Below are 22,151 nucleotides of genomic sequence, written 5' to 3' on the forward strand. Positions count from 1 at the left end.
AGTCGTTCCGCAGAGCGCGGACGGAACCCGTGGTGATCCTCAAGAACACGGGTTACAAGGAGGGGGTGGAAGACGCGCTGCGGCGGGGACTCATCGAGTTGGGCGTCACTTCCTCGTCAATCAAAGGAAAGAAAGTCGTTCTGAAACCGAATCTCGTCGAGCCGAGGCGCAGGGCACGTCAACACGCACCCGCTCATCATCCTGGCGGCCATCCAGGTTTTCCGTTCCCTTGGGGCTGCGTCGGTCACGGTTGCCGAGGGGGCAGGGCACGTACGCGACCCGTATTTCGTCCTCGAGGAGTCGGGGCTACTCTTCCCCCTCGCGGAAAATCGCACTCCATTCCTCGACCTGAACTTCGACCCGGCCGTCGCAACGCCGAACCGCGGCCACTGGACGAAGATGACTCACCTGATGTTGCCGCGAACCGTTCTCGAAGCCGACCTGCTCGTATCGCTCGGCAAAATGAAGACGCACCACTGGGCCGGAATCACCTTGTCGATGAAAAACCTGTTCGGGCTCATGCCGGGCGCCTACTACGGTTGGCCAAAGAATGTGCTCCACGAGCAGGGGTTGCTCGAGTCGATCCTCGACATCAATGCGACGGTCCGTCCCCACCTCGCGATCATTGACGGGATTCTCGGCATGGGAGGTGACGGGCCGATTATGGGGGACCCAATCCCGTCGAACGTCCTCGTCATGGGGACGAATCCAACGGCGGTCGACGCCACCTGTGCAAGGGTGATGGGCATCGCCCCCGAGTCTGTCGAATACCTTGACCGGGCTTCGGCCTTTCTCGGACCGATCGCCGAGCGGTGGATCGAGCAGCGGGGCGAGTCCATCGGCTCGGTCCGCGTAAACTACCCGCTACTCGACCATATTCCTGCGCATCGTTCTCTAAAGAAAATATAATGACTTGATCGTGGTTCTCACAACGGGAACGTCCATTGGACCCTGCCTGGCGACCAGGAACGACGGCGGACAGCAGTTCTGGCAGTTGACGACGTGTGGATCGAGAGCCATCAGCCCTTCGACTTATCCAGGCACATCGCGTTTCTGCACGACCATCGGGAAGCCGTCGCAGTTCCTCGCCTTAAAGCGTTATTTTTTTGTCCGATTGCTACGGGAATGCCCAGTCGAGCGCCCACAATTCGCTTACCATTACCCACAAGTTCTTACCATTACCCACAAGTTGGGGGACGGGCCCGCGACGCTTGCTCGGCGAGATTCCAACCCAGGATCAGGTCGTCCAGTCGCCGGAGGCCGCGCCAGAGGGTCGTCACGCCGGGCTCGCCATCGCCTGCGCGATCCAGGAACCCACCCAGTCTGGCCAATTGGCGAACGGCCGCTCTCCATCCGGGAGCCCTTTCCGGCGGTTCGGATCGCTCGACGACTCGGTGCAAGATCTGCCAAGACGTTCCGGGGATCATCGCGTCACAGGGACCCTCGGGATCTTGTCGGGCTCGGCATGTCAGCCATAACAATCGCCAGGCGACCACTGTGTAGGTGGCCAGGGCGCGACGGAGGCGAGACGCATCCTCCAACTGGAGTCGCTCCACCTGGCAACCACTCTTGAGCACGTAGTGATAGCGTTCAATCAGCCAGCGCCGTGAATACCACAGCACCATCCTCTCGGCCTCCGCCAAGGTCGTGACCGGCAGGGTTGTCAGCAGCCACCAGCGGATCGGCTCTTGCCCCTCCGGAGGGGACGCTTCCTCGGCCAGGATTGCCGTCACGGGGAGATCGGGAAGGCGATCGCCGATGCGGCGAGTCAATGGTGGAGCCAGGGAAACCGCCGTGAAACGAGCGGTCAGGCTCGCAACCCTCGCCGGGCGACCAGGCCCCCGAGGGATCTCGACATCGAAGGCCCCCCGGGCTGGCTCGGTCCTCAAGGCTCGGTCGAGGAGGTTCTCGGCGTGGCGGACGCGGCGACGAGGCTTGGCGCGGATCAGCAGATGAGATCCATCGCGCCGCGTGGTGGCGAAGAGATCATAGAAGTCGGCCTCGCGATCGGCCACAGTCACCACGATCATGTCCGGGGGCAATGCGGCCTCGGTGGCGTTCAAGGCGTCGATCCATCGTTGGGTTTCCTTGGCCTTAGTGGGCAACTTGTTCCGCAACTCGCGATGCCCCAATTCCTCGGGGACTCTGGCCCAAACATGCTGATGCAGCAGGCCGAGGGGAACGCCCTCGGGGTCGGCCGCCAAGACGGAGTGAGCAAGCAGCCCGACCTTGCGGCGGTTCGCCCGGTATCCCAATCCCGAAGTCGCGGGGTGAGTCGTCCAGTCCAGCGCAGTGGTGTCCTGGATGGCCAGGACCGGGCCGTTCTCGGGCAGACGGGCGAAGACGCTGTCACGATGGGCGGCCAGAATCGCCTCGGGAGAGACCCGGTCATTGTCCCAGAAGCGGTACGCGGCCTTGGCAGCCGCCCAGGAGCCGGCCGCCTGAGGGACACTGGCCTCCGGCCTCGCCGCGAGGGACTCGACGAGGACCGCGAGCCGACGATTGAGGCGACGATCACCCAAGTTCACGGAGCGGAGTTCGTGTTCTGACCACATCCCTTCGATTACGACCCGGAGAGGCAAAGAGATCGCCGGCACCCAACTTGTGGGTAATGGTGAGCGATTCGTGGGGAAGGTCAGATCCTGCCGCGATAGCCATTCCAGAGCCGTCGCCGTTCCATCTCGGTGAGGGAGGACTTCTTCCGGAGTTCGGTCCGCGCCTCTTGCTCGGCGGTTTCGCTCCGGCACCTCGCCTGGAGGCCAATCCGGGCGGCCCGGACCTGGGCTTCGCGTCGCGGAGAGAGCCCGTCGCAGACCCCGCAATAAGTCGAGTCGTCGCCCACGCGGACTCCGGATCCGCAGACCGCACATGCCCGGCCGGGAGACCGGAGCGGCGGCCAGGGCTGACAACCGAGGAGGATGAGGCTTGGTTCGGGGATGTAGTTCAGAAGTCGGCATAGGCGGCGATCGCCTCCCGGACTCGCCGAGCCTCGGCGATACCGTGCCTCACGGTCCGTTCCGGGACACCGGCGAGTTCGGCGATCAGTCGCACGGACCGCTTCACCGTTCTGCTGCTCACCGGGTCGAATCGCCCCACTTCATGGTCGACTCGCCAGTCCTCGTTGCGTCGAGCGCGGACCTGTTTCAGATTGAGCCGCGCGGGCTTCGATCGTGTCAGCCGTTCGACAGTTGCCCCGTCCACCGTGATGAACATCGACATGGATCGCCCTCGCCCGCGTCCTCGCGGAATCTCTGCCCCTTTTCTCTTACTGGTCGCAGACCGGCAACGGCGCCGTGGCGAACTGCATGCAAGTCCACTTATGATGCCACGTTAACAAAAAAGGAGTTTCGGTAAAATAGAGCGTAATTTGGAGGACGAACGACCCCGGGAAAACGCATAAGCAAACGCCGGCCCATGTCGTTCTACGTCTTGTTCCAGGGGGATTTTGATGGTATTATTTGCGGTTGCCCGTTGCCTCTTCATTCCGTAACCTATTGTCAATTCGGCTGTTAAATCGCACTGTGGATATCTAGATTTGCTATAAAGTTGGTCTTCGGAACCGAAGGTTGTAGGTTCGAGTCCTACCGGGTGTACTGAAACATGAACCCCTGGGAAGCCAGGGGTTTTTTGTTGGCTCGAGGGTGCCAAAAACGAGTTCCTTAAAACCGGTCTGTCGTTTCATCGCAGATGAAGAAAAGATGCGGGGCATAGTGCTCAAACGAGCATGTAGTCTCGGAATTTCGGAGTAGCCAGCCTCGACAACCCTTATCATGGCTTCGCTTAGCGGCTTGACCAAGCGTTGGCCGACAGCGACTATTTTCCTGCCGATGCCACTCAACGACGTCGATCATCGGGCTCGAACGGTTCCACGCAGCATACAGCGAAGTGTGGCTGAGAGCTTCTGTTCTTCCTGAGGAGGGAAAATTCTCTCCATGTCGTGCATGCTGTCATGCGAAATTCCCGTCAGTCGCTTAAAATTACTGTACAAGCGTCGACAGAAATCCGATCTCTCGTTTGTAATCACGAAACCGACCCAAGACCTGCTCAGGTGGACAGAGAAGGTCGGGACCATTTTCTTTGACGGGAGGGGACCATGGCGCATCCGATTCCGACAGGATTTCACACCATCACGCCGCACCTGGTGGTCAAGGGAGCATCCGAGGCCATCGCGTTTTACAAGCGAGCCTTCGGTGCTAAGGAGTTGGGCCGGATGCCCTTTCCTGGACCGGACGGACAAGTGAAGATCGGGCACGCCGAGTTGCGGATTGGCGACTCGCGGCTATTCCTGGCGGATGAGTTTCCCGGTCAAGGCGCGACGGGGCCGGTTGGCGGACCATCGCCCGTGACGATTCACCTCTACGTGACCGATGCGAATGCCGCGTTTGAGCAAGCCGTGGCGGCGGGTGCAACGGTGACCATGCCGCTGGCCGACATGTTCTGGGGGGACCGCTATGGCAAGCTGGTGGACCCGTTCGGGCACCACTGGTCGATTGCCGCCCACTTGGAAGACCTCACGCCCGAGCAAATGCAGGAGCGGATGGCCGCCGCCTTCGGTGGGTCACCTTGCGGCCCGGAATAAGATCCGTTTTGCACGGAGTCGTTGAGTCCCGCCGTGACGGATACCCACGAGAAACGGCCGTTTCGTGGTGTCCGTCACGGCGGCAGCCGCCGCCGGGTAACGCGGCCTACTCATCGGATGTGATGAGTCCTACCCGGATGGCGTAGCGGACCAAGCCGGCAACGTCGTGGATGCCCAGCCGTTCCATCAGCAAAGTGCGATGTGACTCGACCGTCTTGATACTGAGGCCCAGGTTTTGGGCGATCGCCTTGGTTGTCTTCCCCTCGGCCACTTGACGTAGGACTTCGAGTTGTCGCTGGGTCAGTCCTCCCGTCAGGCCCGTTTCCGTGGCGGCCTGTCTCCGGTAGTCGGCGACCAAATGCTTGGAGACGGCCGGACTGAGATAAGTCTCCCCCCGCGCCACCGCTCGCAATGCCAGCCCGAGCTCCTCGGTGTCCGAGTCTTTTACCAAGTAGCCTGATGCACCTGCCAGGATGGCCCGGCGGACGTAAGCCTCGTCTTTGTGCATTGTCAGGATGATGACCTTGACCGTGGACTGTTCGCGTTGGAGCCGCGCGGCTACGTCCAGTCCGCTCAATCCTGGCATGGCGATGTCCATCAGGATGATGTCAGGCCGGTGCAACTCGACCAGGCTCAAGGCCTCGCGACCGTCGGCAGCCTCGGCAACGACCTCGATTCCCGGCAAATCCTCGAGAAGTGCGCGGATGCCGGCCCGGAGGAGATTGTGGTCATCGGCAAGGACAACACGGATCTTGGACACAGACAAATCTCCCGATGCATTTACAATTGCTTATGGGAATCGCACGGAGGAAACGGGGATTGGGTCCGACCACCACAGTCCAGCTTTGCATGACCTCCTCAGACAAAAACCGGAAAATATCGCCCTTTTTATTCAGTAAATCATGGTTTTGTATTGTTGTTGATTGGTGTTCGAGAATGGAATGGCTTTGCCCCCTTGTTAGTCTCCGCCTCCAACTCGCCCGACGCAAGAAAGCGATACGGCAATGCCCCCAGCCAGCCTTGCGCGGGCAACAAAGGCGAATCCCAATTGATAATGTTGATGATCACCCTCAACGGCAAGACCAAACACTTGGGTTTGGGCATGGATGCCTGGTGCGATAATCGTCGATGCGGCGATCTCGGCGAACCGACGACTGCTCTCCCGAGGGCTCTGGGCAGACCCGGAGTGGCGGTTTGCAGATCGTAAGCTCATTCGGTGATGTGAGTTGAATTTGCAGATTCAAATGAGTGTGGGAGCAGAAAAGTCAAATTCTGGAGCGAAATTCAAGGAGTGGGCCGTATCCATCCTGCAAGAACAAAATCTATGGTTTCTGAATTGGCTCATGCAGTTATTTCATTGATGATCGTCCCGTCCACGTCGGTGAGACGGAAGTCTCGGCCTTGATAGCGGTAGGTCAGGCGCTCGTGGTTGATGCCGAGCAGGTGAAGGAGGGTGGCCTGGAGATCGTGGACATGGACGTGGCCTTCGACGGTGCGATAGCCCAGCTCGTCGGTGGAGCCGTGGGTAATCCCCGGCTTGACGCCGCCGCCGGCCAACCACATTGAAAAGGCACGCATGTGGTGGTCGCGGCCCGGTTCCTTTCCTTTGCCTTGGAACATCGGTGTGCGACCGAACTCACCCCCCCAGATGACCAGGGTGTCATCGAGCAGGCCCCGCCGTTTCAGGTCGGTCAGGAGTGCGGCGGTGGCGCGGTCGGTTTCCCGACAGCACAAGCTCATATAGTGGGACAGGTCACCATGGTGATCCCAGTCGCGGTGGTAGAGTTGGATGAATCTCACTCCACGCTCGGCCAACCGGCGGGCCAGGAGGCAGTTGGCGGCGTAGGAGCCGTCGGTTCCTTCGACTCCGTAAAGCGCGAGAGTCTCGGTCGACTCGTCGGAAAGGTCCATCAACCCGGGGACGCTGGCCTGCATCCGGAACGCCAACTCGTACTGACGGATGCGGGCCTCGATCGCGAGCTGGTGGGTCGCTTGGTCCCGGAGTTGGTTGAGGCCGACGACGGCATCGATCACGTCGCGCTGGCGGGCCGGACTGACTCCAGGGGGCCGGTTGAGGTAGTAGACAGGCTCGCCGCCCGGACGAAATTCGATGCCCTGGTGTTGCCCAGGCAAGAAGCCGCTGTGCCATTGGCGCGTCGAGATCGGTTGCGGGGGCCGTCCCCCCGGCGTATCCGAGGTCATCACCACGAAACCAGGGAGGTCGTCGTTCTCGCTGCCCAGGCCGTAGGTGACCCAGGACCCCATGCTCGGCCTGCCTTGGATGGCCGTGCCCGTGTTCATCACCGTGTGCGCGGGGTCGTGATTGATCTGGTCGGTGTGCATCGAGCGGATGATGCACAGGTCGTCCGCATGTCGAGCGATCTCGGGAAAGAAGTCGCTGATCTCTTGGCCGGATTGACCGTGCCTTTTGAACTTGGCCAGGGGTCGAAGAACCTTCAACTCCTGGCCCTGGAGCTGTGCGATTGGCTGCCCCTTGGTGAACGACTCGGGCATCGGCTGGCCGTCGAGCGTAGCGAGCTTCGGTTTGTGATCAAAGGTCTCAAACTGCGACGGTCCGCCCGACATGTACAGGAAGATGACGCGCTTTGCCCGAGGCGGGATGTGGAACGGGTTGACGACTCCCCCCGGTTGCCGTGAGCCAACGTCCTTGCCGACTGGTTCAGCCAGCAGTTTTGGGTTCAGCAGCGAAGCGAGGGCGACCGACCCTAGCCCGACCGAGGCCCGAGCGAGGAACGCTCGCCGAGCGTGGAGCCCAATTGTCGGATCGAATGCGGTCATCGGTTCAGTCCCTCGTCATCGTCTCGTCGAGGTTCAGGATTGCGCGGGTGACCGAGGTCCAGGCGGCCAACTCGGCTCGGTCGTGGCGTGAATCGACGGTCTTTTGGCCTACGCCCAGCAATCGCGATGCGGAACTTGGATCGGCCCGGTACTCGCCCCGATGTTGTTCTAATAATGCCGAAGCGATTGACTGTTCGCGACCCGCCGGCGGGCGGCAGAGGACGAGCCTCCAGAGCCAGTTCAGGCGGGTGCCATCGTCTGTCCCCCCTTCGGTCAACACACGCTCGGCCAGTACTCGGGCAGCCTCGACGTAACTCGGGTCATTCAGGAGTGTCAGGGCGGCCTGCGGGGTGTTGGAGATTGGCCGACTCGCGGTACAGGCCTCGCGGCTGGGGGCGTCGAGGGCGATGAGACCGGGGTGGAGCAACGTGCGCTGCCAGTGGGTATAGAGGCCTCGGCGGTACTGGCCGGCCCCTGCGCTTGGCACGTACGACCGGGTCGGGAAATTGAGGAACCGCCAGTAACCGGCCGGTTGGTAGGGGCGGACGCTTTCCCCGCCGATCGCGCTGACCAACAGGCCGCTGACGGCCAGGGCATTGTCGCGGATCGCTTCCGCTTCCAGCCGGAAGGACGCCTGTCTGGCGTAAAGCCGATTCGCCGGATCGATTGCGGCCAGGTTTTCTCGAGGATGTGATGACTGGCGGTAGGCCGATGACGTGACCATCAACCGGACCATCTGTTTGACGTCCCAGCCGCTCTGCTGGAATTCGACGGCCAGCCATTCGAGCAACTCGGGATGGGTGGGCCATTCGCCCTGGGAGCCGAGGTCATCGAGCGAGTCCGACAACCCGGTCCCGAAATAACGCTTCCAGAGCCGGTTCACGACGACGCGAGAGGTCTGAGGATGGTCCGGGGAGATGAGCCAATGCGCCAGGTCGAGCCGCGAAGCGCGGCGGGCTCGGGGAACGTCAAGCGGTTTCAGCGAATGCGGAACGGCAGGCTCGACGACCTCGCCCGTCTCATCCATCCAGTCGCCTCGGCGGAGGACGCGGGTCAGTCGTGGCGGGCCCGAGATGGCGACAATCGTTTTGCGGATTGTCTGCTCAAGCTGACTCCTGGCGAGTTTGAGCTCTTCCAGTTCTTCCGCAAACTCGGTCGGCCCTCGGGGAGAGGCTGCGACGGCCTCTTGCAACCCAATGAGCCGGGCGTCGAGAGTTGCGGTCTCTCGTGCCTGTTCCGGGGTCGCCAAGCTCAGGGTGGGTTTGGGGGTGCCGACTCCCTCTTGCTGGAGATCGGCGAAGAGGGCGGCGAAGGCATAGAAGTCACGGGCCGAATACGGGTCGTATTTATGGTCGTGGCATTCGCAGCAGCCGAGAGTCGCTCCCATCCAGACCGATCCCACGTTCCTGACCCGATCCGCAGCATATCGGGCCAGGTACTCTTTGGGCTGGGCGCCCCCCTCTTCGGTCGTCAGGCCCAACATGTTATAGCCCGAGGCAACCCGCTGCGCCACGGTCGGATCCGGGAGCAGGTCGCCGGCGAGCTGCTCAATCGTGAACCGGTCGAACGGGAGGTTCTCGTTGAATGCCCGGATCACATAGTCACGGTAGGGGGAGATGGAACGTTCGACGTCGCTGTGATAGCCGACCGTGTCGGCATAGCGCACCAGGTCGAGCCAACCGACTGCCATCCGCTCGCCGAAGTGGGGCGAGGCGAGCAGTCGCTCGACCAAACGCTCGTAGGCATCGGGCCGCCGATCGGTTTGGAATATGTCAACTTCCTCGGGGGTCGGAGGCAGTCCGATCAGATCGAATGAGAGTCGGCGAATGAGGAGGCCTCGATCCGCCTCGGGAGAAGGTGCGATTCCCTCAGCTTCGAGACGTGCCAGCAAGAGTCGATCGATTGCGCCTCGGGGCCAAGATGTCGCCACGACCTCGGGTATCGGCGGTCGGCTCGGCGGGATTAGCGACCAGTGCTTGGCATAGGGAGCCCCTTGACGCACCCACTCGGACAGGAGCTCGATGTCCTTCCTCGAAAGCTTCTTGCCGTTCTTAGCCGGAGGCATGACCTCCGACGAATCGTCGGAGACGATCCGCGCGATCAGTTCGCTCTCGTCCGGTTTGCCGCGGACGACGGCCGTATAACCACCAAGGTCGGCAAACGCCCCCTCCTCAGTGTCGATCCGAAACGGTCGGTTGACGCCCTTCCGCTTGTTGACATCGGGGCCGTGGCATTGGAAGCATGCGTTGGAGAGGATCGGCCGGATCTCTCGGTTGAAGTCGATCGCCCGCGTGGGGAACTCTCCGGCAGTGGCGAAGGCACCGATCAGGATCCAGGCCACCAGCACCACCGGGCCGACAATCAACTCCGTCCCTCGAGGCCACGGAAACAACGCTCGCATGGCAGAAACCGCCAGGTCAAAGAGATTGCGAAGAGTGGCCATTCGCCTCTCCGTACGGGTCGGCATGGGCGAAATGACGAAATCGTTCCCGTGAAAAATAAGAGGTTTACCCTTCAGGGGTTGTCGACGATTCAGGGGTGAGAGTGGAGGGAGGCGGAGGCAGGTCCCGTTCTGTGGAAGCGGAGGTGCTTTCCCCTTCGGACTCCGCCGTGGGTGCGGGGAGGAGTGGTCCCTTCAAGTCGAAGTCGAACGTTCCGCCCTCAGGTGACACGACTGCTGTGAGCTCGGTCCTCCCGAGGTCGCTGTACCGCGGCGCGACTAACTCCTTGGCATGGGCAACTTCAGGATTAGGGGGTAAGGAACCACGCCCCGAGACTCCGATGGGCTCTCCCTTTCGAGAGATCAGGTAGCTGATCCCGACACGATATTTGCCCGGCGTTGTTCCACCGGGGAACCCCGCGAACCTCAACGCATACTTGCCGTCCTCATCCGTGTCGGACTGCGCCACCTTGCCGAGTTCATCGACGGGCAGGAAGACGACCACAGCGCCTGACAGAGGTTGACCATCCAGCCGAACGGTCCCGATGACGGGCACCCGAGGAGGACCATCGGACCGATCGTCCTCCTCGGAATGTGAACAACCGGACCATGTGACCAGAAGAATGACAGAAAGAACGCGACAACGATTCAAGGTTATCCATCTCCGTTCAAAGCCAAAGGGATAGGCGTGTCCGAATTCTTTCCCCCACATCATTTCTTCACAGCCACCTTTGTGTCCAAGTCGAAATCGTAGCGGTTCTTTCCGTCCTTGACCTCAACAATCTCGGTGGATGTTGCGGGGTCGGAGTACTTCTTGGGCAGGGTTTCCTTGCGAATGCCCATCATCCTCTGCTGAATTGGATCATTGGCGAACGCCTCGGGAACGGTCACCCCCGGTTTTGCGCTCCCTGTTTTGCTGATCAGGACCTTGTATTTGCCCAATGCGAGTCCAAATCGACCGTTGTGTTGTACCTTGAAGGTCCCATCTTCTCCCGAGACCCCGAGGCCGGGTGTGACCTCTCTGTTCGACGGATCAGGGACAAAGGAGACAGTGGCCTCTTCCAGTGGCTTGCCATTGAGCGTGACAGCCCCCTCAACTGGTGCCAGTCGGGGGCCGCTCGCGTCTCCACATCCGGCGGTAATCGTCCCCAGGGCGATGCAGGCCATAATGACCGGAGATCGAGCAACGATTCGCATGGTATACCTCAAACATGTTCTATTAATGGTTGGACGAGTACGGTGGGAATGTCCTGATGAGAATGAGGTCCCCTGGCCCGTTCCGGCCAGGGGACGGTCCTCATCCTTGATCTTCCGATCAGTATGCATCCGCGCTAATGACTTCGCCTCCCGCAATCGTCACAAGCGAATACCAAGTATAGACATTGATCGTATTTTTGATGAATCGAACGCTGCCGTCGCCCATCGTCTGATTGACCCCGCCGGGATGCAAGCTGCTTGTGATCCAGGCATAGCTCAGTTTCTTGGGGTTCGGGCCGTAGAGGCCCCACGGGGCGTTCGGGGTGGTCATGGAGGCATAGGCACTTGTCGGCGGAACGACCCAGCAGTGGGTCGAAGTATGCGTCCCTGAACCCCAATAAGGGCCGAAATTCGGTTCGTCGAAGGTCTCTTGGCGAATCTCACTCACCATGGAGGTGTTGCTTAGGCCGTCCCGGACTTGCGCCACGGCCGTCGCGATGTCGTTGAAGAACATCCCGCGGCCGGGCGGGTTCGCCCCGAATTCCTGCGGGCAGCTATAGTCCGTATATTCGGCCGACATTAGCGCGTAGCTGCTCTCACGCGCCTTGTGCCTTGAGTAGGGCCAAGTCGCGGTTGTGGGTTGATCGTCGATCACTCGGGGCGGGAGGTCCGAGGGGCAAGCGAAGGCGGAGACCAGCGTGCCGACGACCGTGGTGTTGGCTGATGCGTTTCCACCCGCCACCGTCGAATTGCCCCCGGTCCAGGCCGCAGCCGATGACGCATGGCTGAAGTTGTACGCATTGAAGAGCGTCGTCTGCTCGAGTTGAGCCAGGATCATGGTAAACGCGGTGGTGTTCAAGACCCAACCGGCCGGTAACCCGTTCGAGGCCGGATACTGTGTTGTGCAACTCCCCGAGCGAATTTTGGCCGGTGGCAACGCGTTGTTGATGTCATGGTAGTTGTGCATCGCAAGACCGATCTGCTTCATATTGTTGACGCATTGAGCTCGGCGCGCGGCCTCACGCGCGGCCTGGACGGCCGGTAAGAGGAGGGCAATGAGTACGGCAATGATGGCGATCACGACCAGAAGTTCGATCAATGTGAATGCGGATCGTCTGTGCATGGGGATCCTCTCGTCAATGTTCCGTGGGGCGGAATGGACATGCAGGGAGAGGCAGGCATGCGAACTCTCAAAGGCAGGTTTCAATCCGAGGTGCGCAGGGAGACGCCCAATTCACCAGAGCGGTGATTGGAAGAGTGAGACTCGGCAACCTGATCTTCTCATGAAGGAATTGCGCGAGTGTGACACCACTTTGTCGCCTGGGGGCGGGAAGTGACCCGATACCCAACTCCGTCTGACAAGTCAGGGAGAGATCCGGGCCTGATGCTTGGGGAGTTCGCCGAGGAAATCTTTTAGGCGACGCAAAACGCGTGATTTGGCCTGGCGGACGGCGGCCGACGTCATGCCAAGGTCCTTGGCGATATCTGCCGACGCTTGGCCTTCCACGGTCATTCGCCAGAACGCCTGCCAGCTCCGTCCCTCAAACTCATCACGGACGAGCTTGAGGGCGTCGTGGTAGAGCGAGTTGACCAATTGGCCTTCCTCTTCGTCGGAGACGAGAGGGTAACCCCGATCCGGGATGAGCAGCGAGCGTCGGTAGAAGTCGGTCCCTCCCAACCCTCGAGATGCCCTCCGGTTCCGGAAGAGGATGAGCGCCTTGTTGCGGGCGATACCCCGGAGCCAGGCCCGGAAAGAATCCCCCTCGCGCTCGCGTCGAAAGTCTTTCAGGCCGTGGGAGACTGCCTGATAAACCTCTTGGATAAGGTCGTCGACATCATCGAAGGCAACTCCCCAGCGACGGAACCAGTAACGCAGGAGCGGCGTGTAGAGAGTCACCAGCCGGAGCCAGGCGTCCCCGTCGTGAACCTTGATCCGTTCGAGTAGCGTGAGTGAGGTGGACGTCATCCCGTCATTGCCGGAGGTCGGGTGGTTTGGTGGGGGCAAATGGCGCATGATCAATCAGATCCTTCGCAGGCCCTATCGGAACGGCACCACACTCCGTCTTTCTCTTTGAGAGACCACCTTTCCGGTGGTGTGCCCTCCACCGATTGATGACTTCAAGAGTCGAAAGGTAATTAGGATCACAAGGAATGATTTCCTTGGGATTGCAATCATACCCAAGTCGGTAATGCACAAGCGATTCTGCCCGCTCGTTACTGGACGCCACACCTGCCTTTCTGTCTAATCCAAATCTACTGGCGTAAGCGGTCGGAGGGAAGACGTAAGTGAGACTTAACACTTGCCCGTCTGATCAAGTTCTGGTTGCCTTCAGCCTTGGAGACCTCGCGGAGGAAGTCCTCGACTCCGTTCGGGAGCACCAGGAATTCTGTCCCCATTGTGAAATGAAAGCGCGGCTTCTGGAAGCGCGTACCGACCCTTTTATTGATAACCTTCGGCGGATCGCCCGGGCGAGCGGCCCTGCGAGGGAGACGGGGGCAACCGAGGGCCACGATGGCCCGGATTACCGCTCGGCGCCCCGGCAAGAATCGGAGGGTGGGGCGACCGTGCAAGCCCACCCGATTCTCTCGGATTACTTGGTCGACGAACTCCCGCTTGGGACTGGCAGCATGGGGGTCGTCTACAAGGCGCGCCACCTAAAGCTTGACCGCGTCGTGGCACTGAAGATGATTGCGGGGCGGTCGAGCCAGGTCTCAGCGCTATTCCAGATCGAGGCCAAGGCGGTCGCCCAGCTCCAGCACCCCAACATCGTCCAGATCTTTGAGCTTGGACATCACGAGGGGCAGCCGTTCCTGGCGCTCGAGTTTGTCGAAGGGGGGGCCCTCGACCGGAAGATTGCAGGACGCCCCCAGCCGTCTCGGCAGGCGGCTGAACTGCTCCGGACGCTGGCATTGGCTGTCGACTACGCCCACCGGCAGGGGATCGTGCACTGCGACCTGAAACCTTCCAACATCCTGATCACCTCGGAGGGGGTGCCCAAGATTACCGACTTCGGCGTGGCCAAATGGATGAAGTCGGCCGATGGTTGGGGCAAGGATGGCGACATCGTCGGTACACCACGTTACATGGCCCCCGAACAAGCCAGCGGAAGTGTCGAGGCTGTTGGACCGGCGACCGACATCTACAGCCTGGGCGTTCTCTTCTACGAGCTACTCACCGGCCTGACTCCGTATCACCCCGCCACCTCTCTCGAGATGCTCAACCAGCTTCGTGAACAGGAACCGCGCTCTCCCAAGCAACTGCAACCGAACCTGTCTTGCGATCTTGAGACCCTGGTTCTGAAATGCCTCCGCAAAGAACCCGCCAAACGCTACCTCGACGCCAGGTCCTTGGCTGACGACCTCGGCCGATTCCTTGCTGGCGAACCGATCCTGGCTCGTCCAACTGGCTGGTTTGAGCGGAGCTTTCTCTGGACGAGACGCCACCCTCTCAGCATTGGTCTCCTCGCAGCCACGATCCTCTGGTTCGCCACTCTCGGTCTCTTTCAGCGACGCCATGATGCGATCCGACGCAAATTTGACGCCGACCTCAAGAACGCGACACTCGCCGAACCGAGTGCGATGGTCGGCAACCAACCCGTGCTCATATTGCAGAGCGATGATGGTTCGGTCCGATTGCGAGCCTTCGCGGCTGCCCTCTACGGCGAAGATGTGGTCATCGAGGCCCGGTACGGCAACATCGGGTACTGGCATTTGGCCAACGACCGCGCCGTATGGACCTTCCTAATCGATCGTCCCTCAAGGTTTACCCTCGCCCTCGACTACTCCAATGCCAACCGCCTGAAGGGAAACGTCTTCCAGATCGACGTCGGTGGCATGACCCTTCGTAGCGAGCCCATGAGCACGGGCGACTGGTCGAAATTTGAATCGTTCCCCGTCGGAGAGTTGACGCTCTCGGCCGGAGTCCATCGACTTGAGATCCGTCCGGCGGGCAAGCTCCACGGCGCTCTGTTCGACCTACGTACCGTGACTCTGACTCCTCGGTAAGACCCATTTCCCTCTCGCCGTCGTTTCGCTTCAGAGAGAAGCCCGAAGCCAACCACATCGATATCGCGATGCGAATGGAGGGGAGGGGGGCAGGGCGATTACACCCTAAGTCATGAACCAAACAGCACTTTCAGGTCGCACTTGCCTGGATGTGAAGCGGATGATCTTCGGCGGCAAGGACGTCCAGGGGTGGCAGGAATTCACAAACCGATCTCCCGAATAGTGGACTGCGCCCCTCCTTTCTCTGTTCGCCCGCCCACAACAAGTTTCGAGTTTCAAATTTTGACTTCTGAAACTTGCCCGCCTACACTTGTTCCTGTCCGCCCCAAATAGGAGCAAGACCATGAACGAAGCCAAGCTCGGTGGTCAGTTCACGTTCCCCGGCACGGCATTGACGGTCCATCGGATGGGCTACGGCGCGATGCAAATATCCGGCCCCGGCATCTGGGGGCCGCCCAAGGACCTGGATGAGGCCGTTGCCGTCCTCCGCGAGGCCATTGAGTCCGATGTCGACCACATCGACACCAGCGACTTCTATGGCCCGCACGTCACCAACCAGATCATCCGGCAGGCCCTTCACCCGTACCCCAAGGAACTGGTGATCGTCACCAAGCTTGGGGGACGCCGCCCTCCCGACAAGTCTTGGCAGCCGGCGATCTCTCCCGAGGAACTGAAGCAAGGCGTCCACGACAATCTCCGCAACCTGGGTCTGGAAGCGCTAGATGTCGTCAACTACCGCTTCATGGGATCAGGACATGGCTCCGAGGAGGGTTCCATCGCCGAGCAGGTCTCGGTTCTGGCCGACCTCAAGGCACAGGGGTTCATCCGCCACATCGGCCTGAGCAATGTCACGGCCGCTCAAGTCGCCGAGGCGCAAGGAATCACCGACGTTGTGTGTGTGCAGAACAACTACAATCTGGCCCACCGCCACGACGACGTTTTGATCGGCGACCTGGCCCGGCAGGGCATTGCCTACGTCCCCTTTTTCCCGCTCGGTGGGTTCACTCCGCTGCAGTCGTCCACCCTGTCTTCCGTTGCGGAACGGCTCAGGGCTGCGCCGATGCAGGTCGCGTTGGCATGGCTGCTGCATCGGTCGCCCAACATCCTGTTGATCCCCGGAACGTCGTCGAGGGGCCACCTCCGCGAGAACCTGGCCGCTGCCCAGTTGAACCTGGACTCGGAAACGTTGGCCGAGTTGGAAGGGATCGGCGCCGCTGCAAGGCACTGAAGCAATCGAGAGTTCCATATGCCCCCCGACGTCCCGCTCACCCGCGATCGTATTCTTGCTGCGGCCGAAGACGTTATCCGTCGATTCGGCCCGTCCAAGGCGACCGTCGTGGATGTGGCTCGGACATTGGGGGTGAGCCACACGGCCGTCTATAAGCATGTGTCCAGCAAGGCAGAATTGAGGGACCTGGTCGTCGGCCAGTGGGTCGAGGCGACCATGCCTCCGTTAAGGGCTATCGTTGCCCAGCCGGGCCCGGCACCGCAGCGGTTACGGAAGCTGGTCGACGCCCTGATCGCCGTCAAACGCCGACGGGCTGCCGATGACTCTGAACTGTTCACAGCCTACCGGGCCCTTGCTGCCGATGCTAAGTCCGTCGTCGCCGCCCATGTCGATGAGATGATCAATCTGGTCGCAACGGTCATCGGTTCTGGGGTGAAAGACGGCACGTTTCGCACTGTCGATCCTGTGGCCATGGGCCGGGCAGTGCTGGTCGCCACGTCTAAATTCCATCATCCTGCCCATGCCGCCGAGTGGGGCGACCCGGCTATCGACGCGGCCTTCAACGACGTGTGGCAACTTCTGATGGACGGGCTGTGCCCGGGTTAAAACGGTCCAAGCACTCAAAGGCATTCGTGATCGGCCCCGAGCCGATTGATCCCTTACGCTTTCAAGGAACTATCATATCCAATAGCGTTATCACAATCCGAGATCGTCGAGCAATTGAACCAGGTAAGCCTCGATCATTCGAGCGGTTCGCTGGTAGGTCTCGCGATCGGCACCGACCGGATCGGCGACGTCGTCACCGTGAGGGTGGAGCAGGCGGGCATGGGGAGCGCACTCGGGGACCTGATCGAGAAGGGCCTCAAGGTGGTCGTTGGTCATGGTGACCAGGTAGTCGGCGTGGCGAATCATATCGGGGGTCAACTGGCGGCTTGCATGGTGTTGGAGCGAACCGCCACGGGCACGGACGACTTCGACGGCGTGAGCGGCGGCGGGCATTCCGTTTGAGGTCGCGATCCCTGCTGAAAGCACAACGAACCCACGCTCTTCGAGGTCGTTGATGGCGCATCCAAGGCGCTGGGATAGGAGGACTTTGCAGAGCGCCTCGGCCATCGGACTACGGCAGGTATTGCCCGTGCAGATGAACATGAGGATCGTCCCTGCCATTCGGGTCAGGTACGATGCGTCGACAACCCCGGGGCGGACGACTCGGTAGTGATCACCCTCCACAGAGACCGACGTCGAGACATTGCCCAGTCGGGTCGGGCCGTCGTCCAGAATCAGGGAGAGTCCGGTGATATCGTCGAGGTCGTTGACGGTCGTCGCAACCCGGCCGTCGGGCCCAACGCCCCGGGTAATGACCAATGGGGCGGGGAGAAGCCGGAGGATTTCGCGAATAAAGGGTTGAGCCGGCGCGCGAAGCGCGACCGCGCCATCGGGGAAAATGAGTGGCCGGACGCTTGCGGGAAGCCTAAGGGCCAGGCCGCGCGAGTCAGCATCCGGAAAAATCAGGGTGATTGGCCCTGGCCATGCTCTGCGCGCAAGTCGCCAGCCGAGGGCGCTCAGGCCGGGGACCCAGTCGGCGACTTCGACCGGACCCTTCAGAAGGAGTGTGAGTGGGGCCGGCTCATCAAAGCCCTTGATCTGGCGGAGCCGGGCCACCGCGTCAGGCTGCAAGGCGCTGGCGGCGACGCCGTAGACGGTCTCAGTCGAGAGGCCGACGAGCCCCCCCTGCGCCAGGCACGCCACGGCGCGATGCACGACGTCGCGCCGATCGTCGGCCTGCGCCAGATCAATCCGCTCCGGCTGCGAGGACGACTCGGTCATCGTTTCGGGTGGCTCTTGAGTGACGGGAGCGAGTCCCTTTCGGGGGATGACTCGCGGTCTTATAACCTGGCCCCAGGCTACTCGATGGGCGCGGTTGCGACCAGATCAACCCAGGCCTTGGACGCGAAAACTGTGATGAGACGTGGCCTACCGATCAGATCAGAAAAGTAAGGTCAATCCTTTGAGTTCACCGAGCGAGGCATAGATTTCCCGTACCTGTTGGGCGTTTTGCACTGTGACATCCATGGTGACGGCGACGTGACGCCCCCCTGGAGTCGTCCGGCTCGTGTAATCGAGTTCGGACGCACTTGCCAATTGCAGGACGACGGCCTCAAGGACGCGGGCTTCGAAGTTTTCATCGGTGAGCCCGATAGCCTTGATCCGGTAGACACCCGGAAAAAAATGGGTGGATTCCAACAAGTCGAGCGATGGGCGCGTATCCATGAGGCAGCTCCTTCACCCGGATCTCGGGTGGTCATAATTCGTCTCCTCAATCCTACGGCCCGAGGTCACCTTCGCCAACGCGAAATTGTGGGTCGGCCGCCGGTGGAGCGCAAACGAAAAAACCCCGCCAGGCTCGAAAGCCCGCCGGGGCGAGGTTGTTTTCTGGGCGTCTTCATCCGTCCACGCTGCAAAAGTGCGAACGCAGGGTGGATCAGGATGAGCCTATTTCTTTCGGTGCCGGATCCTGCTGCGCATGCGGCGCTTCTTCCGTCCGACTTTGCGGCGACCTTTCCCTCGACGGCGGCTGGCCATGCGTTCTCCTCAGGGGCTTCGGCGGACCACTTATCGACCGAACCTTTTTCAATAGTTCGTCAAAGCTCGACATCATACCCGACTCACCCGCAAGGCTCAAGGTATTCCCTCGCCGCCTTCATAACTCGGTGACAGCGGCTGAACCTTGGGGGGGACGGGCCCCTTGGATCCCTCGCGTAGTTTCGAGAGGAGTTCGTCGACATTTAAGGGCTTGGTAAAGATCCAATCAATTCCCCACGACGCTCTGTCATGCAGGTCGCGTTCGAGATCCCATCCGGTGATGAGAGCGATTCGGGGCGGCGGGACTAGCTGGCGGGCGGTCAGGGCGACCTCCCGACCGTCGAGGTCGGGAAGTCGTAAATCGGTGAGGACGAAGTCGGGGGGGGGACTCGTTCGCAGGAACTCCAAGGCCGAGGCGCCGTCGATGACGATGTGGACCTCGTAGCCCATCGCAATCAGAAACCTTGAGAGCCCTTGGCCTACTGCGTCATTGTCCTCGACCAATAAGATTCGTTCAGGTTTCGGCTTGGGAAAGTCGCCGGCTTCGGGAGTGCTCACGGATTCGTCACTCCTTTTTTCACGGCGTCGATCGCAAGAAAAAAAGGGAAGGCCTCATCACGGTGACGACTTCTTCCAATCGACGTTCGAAAGTTGGGCCAGCGCCAACAAGAGGGCATGAGTTCCCTTTCGCCCCAGGCCCTGAGCCGCCACGGCGCGGTAGAGTTGTTCGGCCAGGGCGAGTCCGGGGAGCGCCAGATTCATCCGACGGGATTCGGCCAGGGCGATTCCCATGTCCTTCAAAAAGTGCTCGACGAAGAACCCAGGCTCGAAGTTCCCCGCGATCATCCGGGGGCCGAGGTTGTTCAGGCTCCACGAACCGGCCGCACCACTGCCGACGCTCTGCATGACCTGATTCAGGTCAAGCCCCGCTTTGTAGCCGTAGAGTAAGGCCTCGCAGACCCCGATCATGTTTGTTGCGATCAGGATTTGATTGACCATCTTCGTATGCTGGCCAGCTCCGGCGGGGCCTTGGTGAACGATCGTTTTCCCCATGAGTTGGAACAGGGGATCGAGCCGTTCGACGACCGCTTTCTCGCCGCCGATCATGATCGAGAGCCGGGCTTCGCGTGCGCCGATGTCTCCTCCCGAGACGGGAGCATCGACCGTGTCGACCCCTTTCGCCTTGGCCGCTTCGAAGATCTCGCGTGCCAGTGCCGGCTCGCTGGTCGTCATGTCGACCAGTACCGAGCCTGCCCGAGAACCGGCCAAAGTCCCCTCCGCTCCGAGGGTGACCTCCCGAACGTCGGCGGGGAACCCGACGATCGTGAAGACGATGTCGGAGGACTCGGCGACCTTCTTGGGCGAATCGGCCTCGATCGCGCCTCGATCCACCAGCGGCTTTGACTTCGACCGGCTCCGGTTGTAAACCGTGGACTGGTAACCCGCCGCCAAGAGGTGCCCGCACATCGACGAGCCCATCACTCCGGTTCCGATCCAGCCGATTCGTGTCTTCCCTGGTGCGATCTCCAGTGCCATCGTCTAACCCCGTACAGTTAAGTCGTTTCCTGATGTCGCCAGACTTCTCCGCCGCCTCAAACCCTACCAAACGACCGATTTCGATGATAGATGGATACTCGGTTGGAACGCCTGTTCTCGCGCCCCTTCGACATGTCTTGCGCCGGTTGTCCTCAACGGCCATGCTCCTCACCACAGGGAAATGTAAAATCGAGGGCATTTGTCATTGAGTTCTTGTTCCTTTGACCGCTGTCGGGCCGACCGTACCTCGAAGCCTCGTCAGTCCACCGATCATGAATTATGGGACCAAGCTTCCTCTCGTTCTGATACCATCGACGGTTCGATAGGGAGAGAGCCATCGGCTTCTTCTTGAGCGGACGCCGAGACGAACTCGGTGTCGCGATATCTGCTGCGTCGTGAAACGAATCGGACACACCCAATGCCCAACCCCACGTCAGACATTGCTCGGATGACGGCCGAGGAACTCAAGCAGCATTTCGATCGCGGCGAGCCGCTGGTGATCCTCGACGTTCGCGAGCCGGTCGAGCGTGCTTTCTGCGCGATCCCCATCCCCCCGACGGCTCGAGACTTACACGTGCCGATGGGAGAGATTCCCGCCCGTCTCGAGGAGATCAAGGTGACGAAAGGGGAGTCTCCCCTGGTTGTTTACTGCCACCTGGGAGTGCGATCCAGGCAGGCTGCAAGTTGGCTGGTGCATCAAGGGCTGGCGGGACTGGTCAACCTCGAAGGCGGGATCGACGCCTGGTCGACTGACGTCGACCCGGATCTTCCGCGCTATTGAACGCAAGCCTTTGCAATCCACTTTAGCCGGCCCGGTCGGTGGAAGATCGCCGGGCTGCCTGGTCCTCAAAGCGGTTTGAGCTTCACGTGGCGGAACTCGATTCGGTATCGCTCCGCTTCGAGACCGACGAAGCCCGTTGGCACTTCGCAATCATGCCAGTCGAGGGTCACGGCTCCATTGACCCAGAGGCTCATGTCCTTCCCTTTGCAGGTGATCTCGAACGTATTCCACTCCCCGGCGGGCTTCACCCGGCTATCACGCACCTGCTTGGAAAAGTTGACCCGCGCGATTTTACCGTGAACCGGCGTCTCGCCGAAAATGTACCCCCCTTTGGCGTCACCGGTCTGGGCCTGGTGCCAGATCTTGGCGTCGGCCGAGTTTCGCGCGTAGATCCCCGAGTTGTACGCCTTCTTGCCTGAGGTCACCGGCGTGAATCGCCATTCCACGTGGTAGATGAAGTCACTCAACTCCCGATCCCAGCGCACCCAGTCGTGGCCGCCTGTGCCTTCACAGGTCAGGATTCCCGTGCGCGGGTCAAACTTCCACTGGGAATCAGCGTCGAGCTTGCCATCGGGGGGAATGGGGCTGCGCGTCCAGCCTTTGAGTTCCGTCCCGGCGCCGTCGAGCAGGTCGAGCCACCCTTGCGGGTCTTGCGCAAGGGCGCTGGAAGTTGGCTCGGGCGCAGGCGCGGCCAGTGCCAGAGACAGGGTCGCACCAACGACGAAAAGGATCATTCGGAGGCGGAAGTCTCGAGGCATTCGGATTTCCTGTCGAATGAAGCGAGGCGGGGCAAATGGGTATTTAGGAGGGAGTCTAGCCGAGAGCACTTGGGTAAGAAATCGACTCCCCAACAACTCCGTGTGACTCGGATGGTTTTCGATGACTCTGGAGACGGGAAGCCGGGACGGGACAGCGCCTTTGGCGACGGGCGAAAGCGATCGATTCGAGGGGTCATCGCTTGTGATCGGCTCCTATCTTTGTTACGAACGCGGAGTGCAGAGGC

21 protein-coding genes and 1 tRNA gene are annotated in these 22,151 nt (G+C 60.9%); 7 read left to right on the top strand and 15 right to left on the bottom strand.

The features are described 5' to 3' along the window. Positions 1–210: 210 nt before the first annotated feature. Positions 211–909 carry a DUF362 domain-containing protein gene (locus SINAC_RS27680; RefSeq protein ID WP_237722774.1) on the top strand — a complete coding sequence of 233 codons (699 nt, stop codon included), beginning with the start codon at positions 211–213 and terminating at the stop codon, positions 907–909. Positions 910–1,178: 269 nt separating this feature from the next. On the opposite strand, the gene SINAC_RS27685 is transcribed toward SINAC_RS27680, so the two are convergent. The 3 genes from SINAC_RS27685 to SINAC_RS27695 form a co-directional block, all read right to left on the bottom strand. Next, positions 1,179–2,555 (bottom strand): IS4 family transposase, encoded by a 1,377-nt coding sequence (locus SINAC_RS27685; protein WP_015248874.1) that lies wholly within the window; start codon positions 2,553–2,555, stop codon positions 1,179–1,181. Between the two features lie 80 nt (positions 2,556–2,635). Beyond that, positions 2,636–2,842, bottom strand: coding sequence for a hypothetical protein (locus SINAC_RS27690; RefSeq protein ID WP_015248875.1), 207 nt, complete (start codon positions 2,840–2,842; stop codon positions 2,636–2,638). Positions 2,843–2,943: 101 nt separating this feature from the next. Next, on the bottom strand, positions 2,944–3,219 hold the full coding sequence (locus SINAC_RS27695; protein WP_015248876.1) for a hypothetical protein: 276 nt from the start codon (positions 3,217–3,219) through the stop codon (positions 2,944–2,946). 297 nt (positions 3,220–3,516) lie between these two features. On the opposite strand from SINAC_RS27695, the gene SINAC_RS40250 reads away from it, so the two are divergent. Together SINAC_RS40250 and SINAC_RS27700 are read left to right on the top strand one after the other, a co-directional pair. Next, positions 3,517–3,593, top strand: a tRNA-Ser gene (locus tag SINAC_RS40250). Positions 3,594–4,093: 500 nt separating this feature from the next. Next, positions 4,094–4,579, top strand: coding sequence for a VOC family protein (locus tag SINAC_RS27700; RefSeq protein ID WP_015248877.1), 486 nt, complete (start codon positions 4,094–4,096; stop codon positions 4,577–4,579). A 106-nt stretch (positions 4,580–4,685) separates the two neighbouring features. On the opposite strand, the gene SINAC_RS27705 is transcribed toward SINAC_RS27700, so the two are convergent. The 7 genes from SINAC_RS27705 to SINAC_RS27735 form a co-directional block, all read right to left on the bottom strand. After that, positions 4,686–5,339, bottom strand: a complete 654-nt coding sequence (locus tag SINAC_RS27705) for a response regulator (RefSeq protein WP_015248878.1) — start codon at positions 5,337–5,339, stop codon at positions 4,686–4,688. 581 nt (positions 5,340–5,920) lie between these two features. Further along, the gene (locus tag SINAC_RS27710) at positions 5,921–7,378 is read right to left on the bottom strand and encodes a DUF1501 domain-containing protein (protein ID WP_015248880.1); all 1,458 of its coding nucleotides are present in this window, start codon (positions 7,376–7,378) and stop codon (positions 5,921–5,923) included. A gap of 4 nt (positions 7,379–7,382) precedes the next feature. Beyond that, positions 7,383–9,821, bottom strand: coding sequence for a DUF1553 domain-containing protein (locus SINAC_RS27715; RefSeq protein WP_015248881.1), 2,439 nt, complete (start codon positions 9,819–9,821; stop codon positions 7,383–7,385). A 64-nt stretch (positions 9,822–9,885) separates the two neighbouring features. After that, on the bottom strand, positions 9,886–10,374 hold the full coding sequence (locus tag SINAC_RS27720; protein WP_020467511.1) for a carboxypeptidase-like regulatory domain-containing protein: 489 nt from the start codon (positions 10,372–10,374) through the stop codon (positions 9,886–9,888). Between the two features lie 155 nt (positions 10,375–10,529). Further along, positions 10,530–11,015: a carboxypeptidase regulatory-like domain-containing protein gene (locus tag SINAC_RS27725; RefSeq protein ID WP_015248883.1), complete on the bottom strand. Its 486-nt coding sequence runs from the start codon at positions 11,013–11,015 to the stop codon at positions 10,530–10,532. A gap of 118 nt (positions 11,016–11,133) precedes the next feature. Next, a complete protein-coding gene (locus tag SINAC_RS27730; RefSeq protein WP_015248884.1) occupies positions 11,134–12,138 on the bottom strand; it encodes a DUF1559 family PulG-like putative transporter in 1,005 nt (334 codons plus the stop codon). 240 nt (positions 12,139–12,378) lie between these two features. Further along, complete coding sequence (locus SINAC_RS27735) at positions 12,379–13,029, bottom strand: RNA polymerase sigma factor (protein ID WP_015248885.1); 651 nt, start codon at positions 13,027–13,029, stop codon at positions 12,379–12,381. Positions 13,030–13,301: 272 nt separating this feature from the next. Between SINAC_RS27735 and SINAC_RS27740 the strand changes: the two genes are divergently transcribed. The 3 genes from SINAC_RS27740 to SINAC_RS27750 all read left to right on the top strand — a co-directional run bounded on the left by SINAC_RS27740 (position 13,302) and on the right by SINAC_RS27750 (position 16,854). Beyond that, on the top strand, positions 13,302–15,020 hold the full coding sequence (locus SINAC_RS27740; protein ID WP_015248886.1) for a serine/threonine-protein kinase: 1,719 nt from the start codon (positions 13,302–13,304) through the stop codon (positions 15,018–15,020). Positions 15,021–15,363: 343 nt separating this feature from the next. After that, entirely contained in the window at positions 15,364–16,248 is an 885-nt protein-coding gene (locus SINAC_RS27745) for an aldo/keto reductase family oxidoreductase (RefSeq protein WP_015248887.1), read from the top strand. Between the two features lie 18 nt (positions 16,249–16,266). Next, complete coding sequence (locus SINAC_RS27750; protein ID WP_015248888.1) at positions 16,267–16,854, top strand: TetR family transcriptional regulator; 588 nt, start codon at positions 16,267–16,269, stop codon at positions 16,852–16,854. 90 nt (positions 16,855–16,944) lie between these two features. On the opposite strand, the gene SINAC_RS27755 is transcribed toward SINAC_RS27750, so the two are convergent. The 4 genes from SINAC_RS27755 to SINAC_RS27770 all read right to left on the bottom strand — a co-directional run bounded on the left by SINAC_RS27755 (position 16,945) and on the right by SINAC_RS27770 (position 20,367). Beyond that, positions 16,945–18,075, bottom strand: a complete 1,131-nt coding sequence (locus tag SINAC_RS27755) for a Sua5/YciO/YrdC/YwlC family protein (protein WP_015248889.1) — start codon at positions 18,073–18,075, stop codon at positions 16,945–16,947. 159 nt (positions 18,076–18,234) lie between these two features. Further along, the gene (locus tag SINAC_RS27760; RefSeq protein WP_015248890.1) at positions 18,235–18,519 is read right to left on the bottom strand and encodes a YbeD family protein; all 285 of its coding nucleotides are present in this window, start codon (positions 18,517–18,519) and stop codon (positions 18,235–18,237) included. 408 nt (positions 18,520–18,927) lie between these two features. Continuing rightward, positions 18,928–19,389 carry a response regulator gene (locus tag SINAC_RS27765; protein WP_015248891.1) on the bottom strand — a complete coding sequence of 154 codons (462 nt, stop codon included), beginning with the start codon at positions 19,387–19,389 and terminating at the stop codon, positions 18,928–18,930. Between the two features lie 57 nt (positions 19,390–19,446). Beyond that, positions 19,447–20,367, bottom strand: coding sequence for an NAD(P)-dependent oxidoreductase (locus SINAC_RS27770; RefSeq protein WP_015248892.1), 921 nt, complete (start codon positions 20,365–20,367; stop codon positions 19,447–19,449). A 418-nt stretch (positions 20,368–20,785) separates the two neighbouring features. Between SINAC_RS27770 and SINAC_RS27775 the strand changes: the two genes are divergently transcribed. Then, a complete protein-coding gene (locus SINAC_RS27775; protein WP_015248893.1) occupies positions 20,786–21,148 on the top strand; it encodes a rhodanese-like domain-containing protein in 363 nt (120 codons plus the stop codon). 65 nt (positions 21,149–21,213) lie between these two features. On the opposite strand, the gene SINAC_RS27780 is transcribed toward SINAC_RS27775, so the two are convergent. Next, entirely contained in the window at positions 21,214–21,906 is a 693-nt protein-coding gene (locus SINAC_RS27780; RefSeq protein ID WP_015248894.1) for a 3-keto-disaccharide hydrolase, read from the bottom strand. Positions 21,907–22,151: the final 245 nt, after the last annotated feature.

Origin of the sequence: Singulisphaera acidiphila DSM 18658, assembly GCF_000242455.2 — a bacterium.
Taxonomy (GTDB): Bacteria; Planctomycetota; Planctomycetia; order Isosphaerales; family Isosphaeraceae; genus Singulisphaera; species Singulisphaera acidiphila.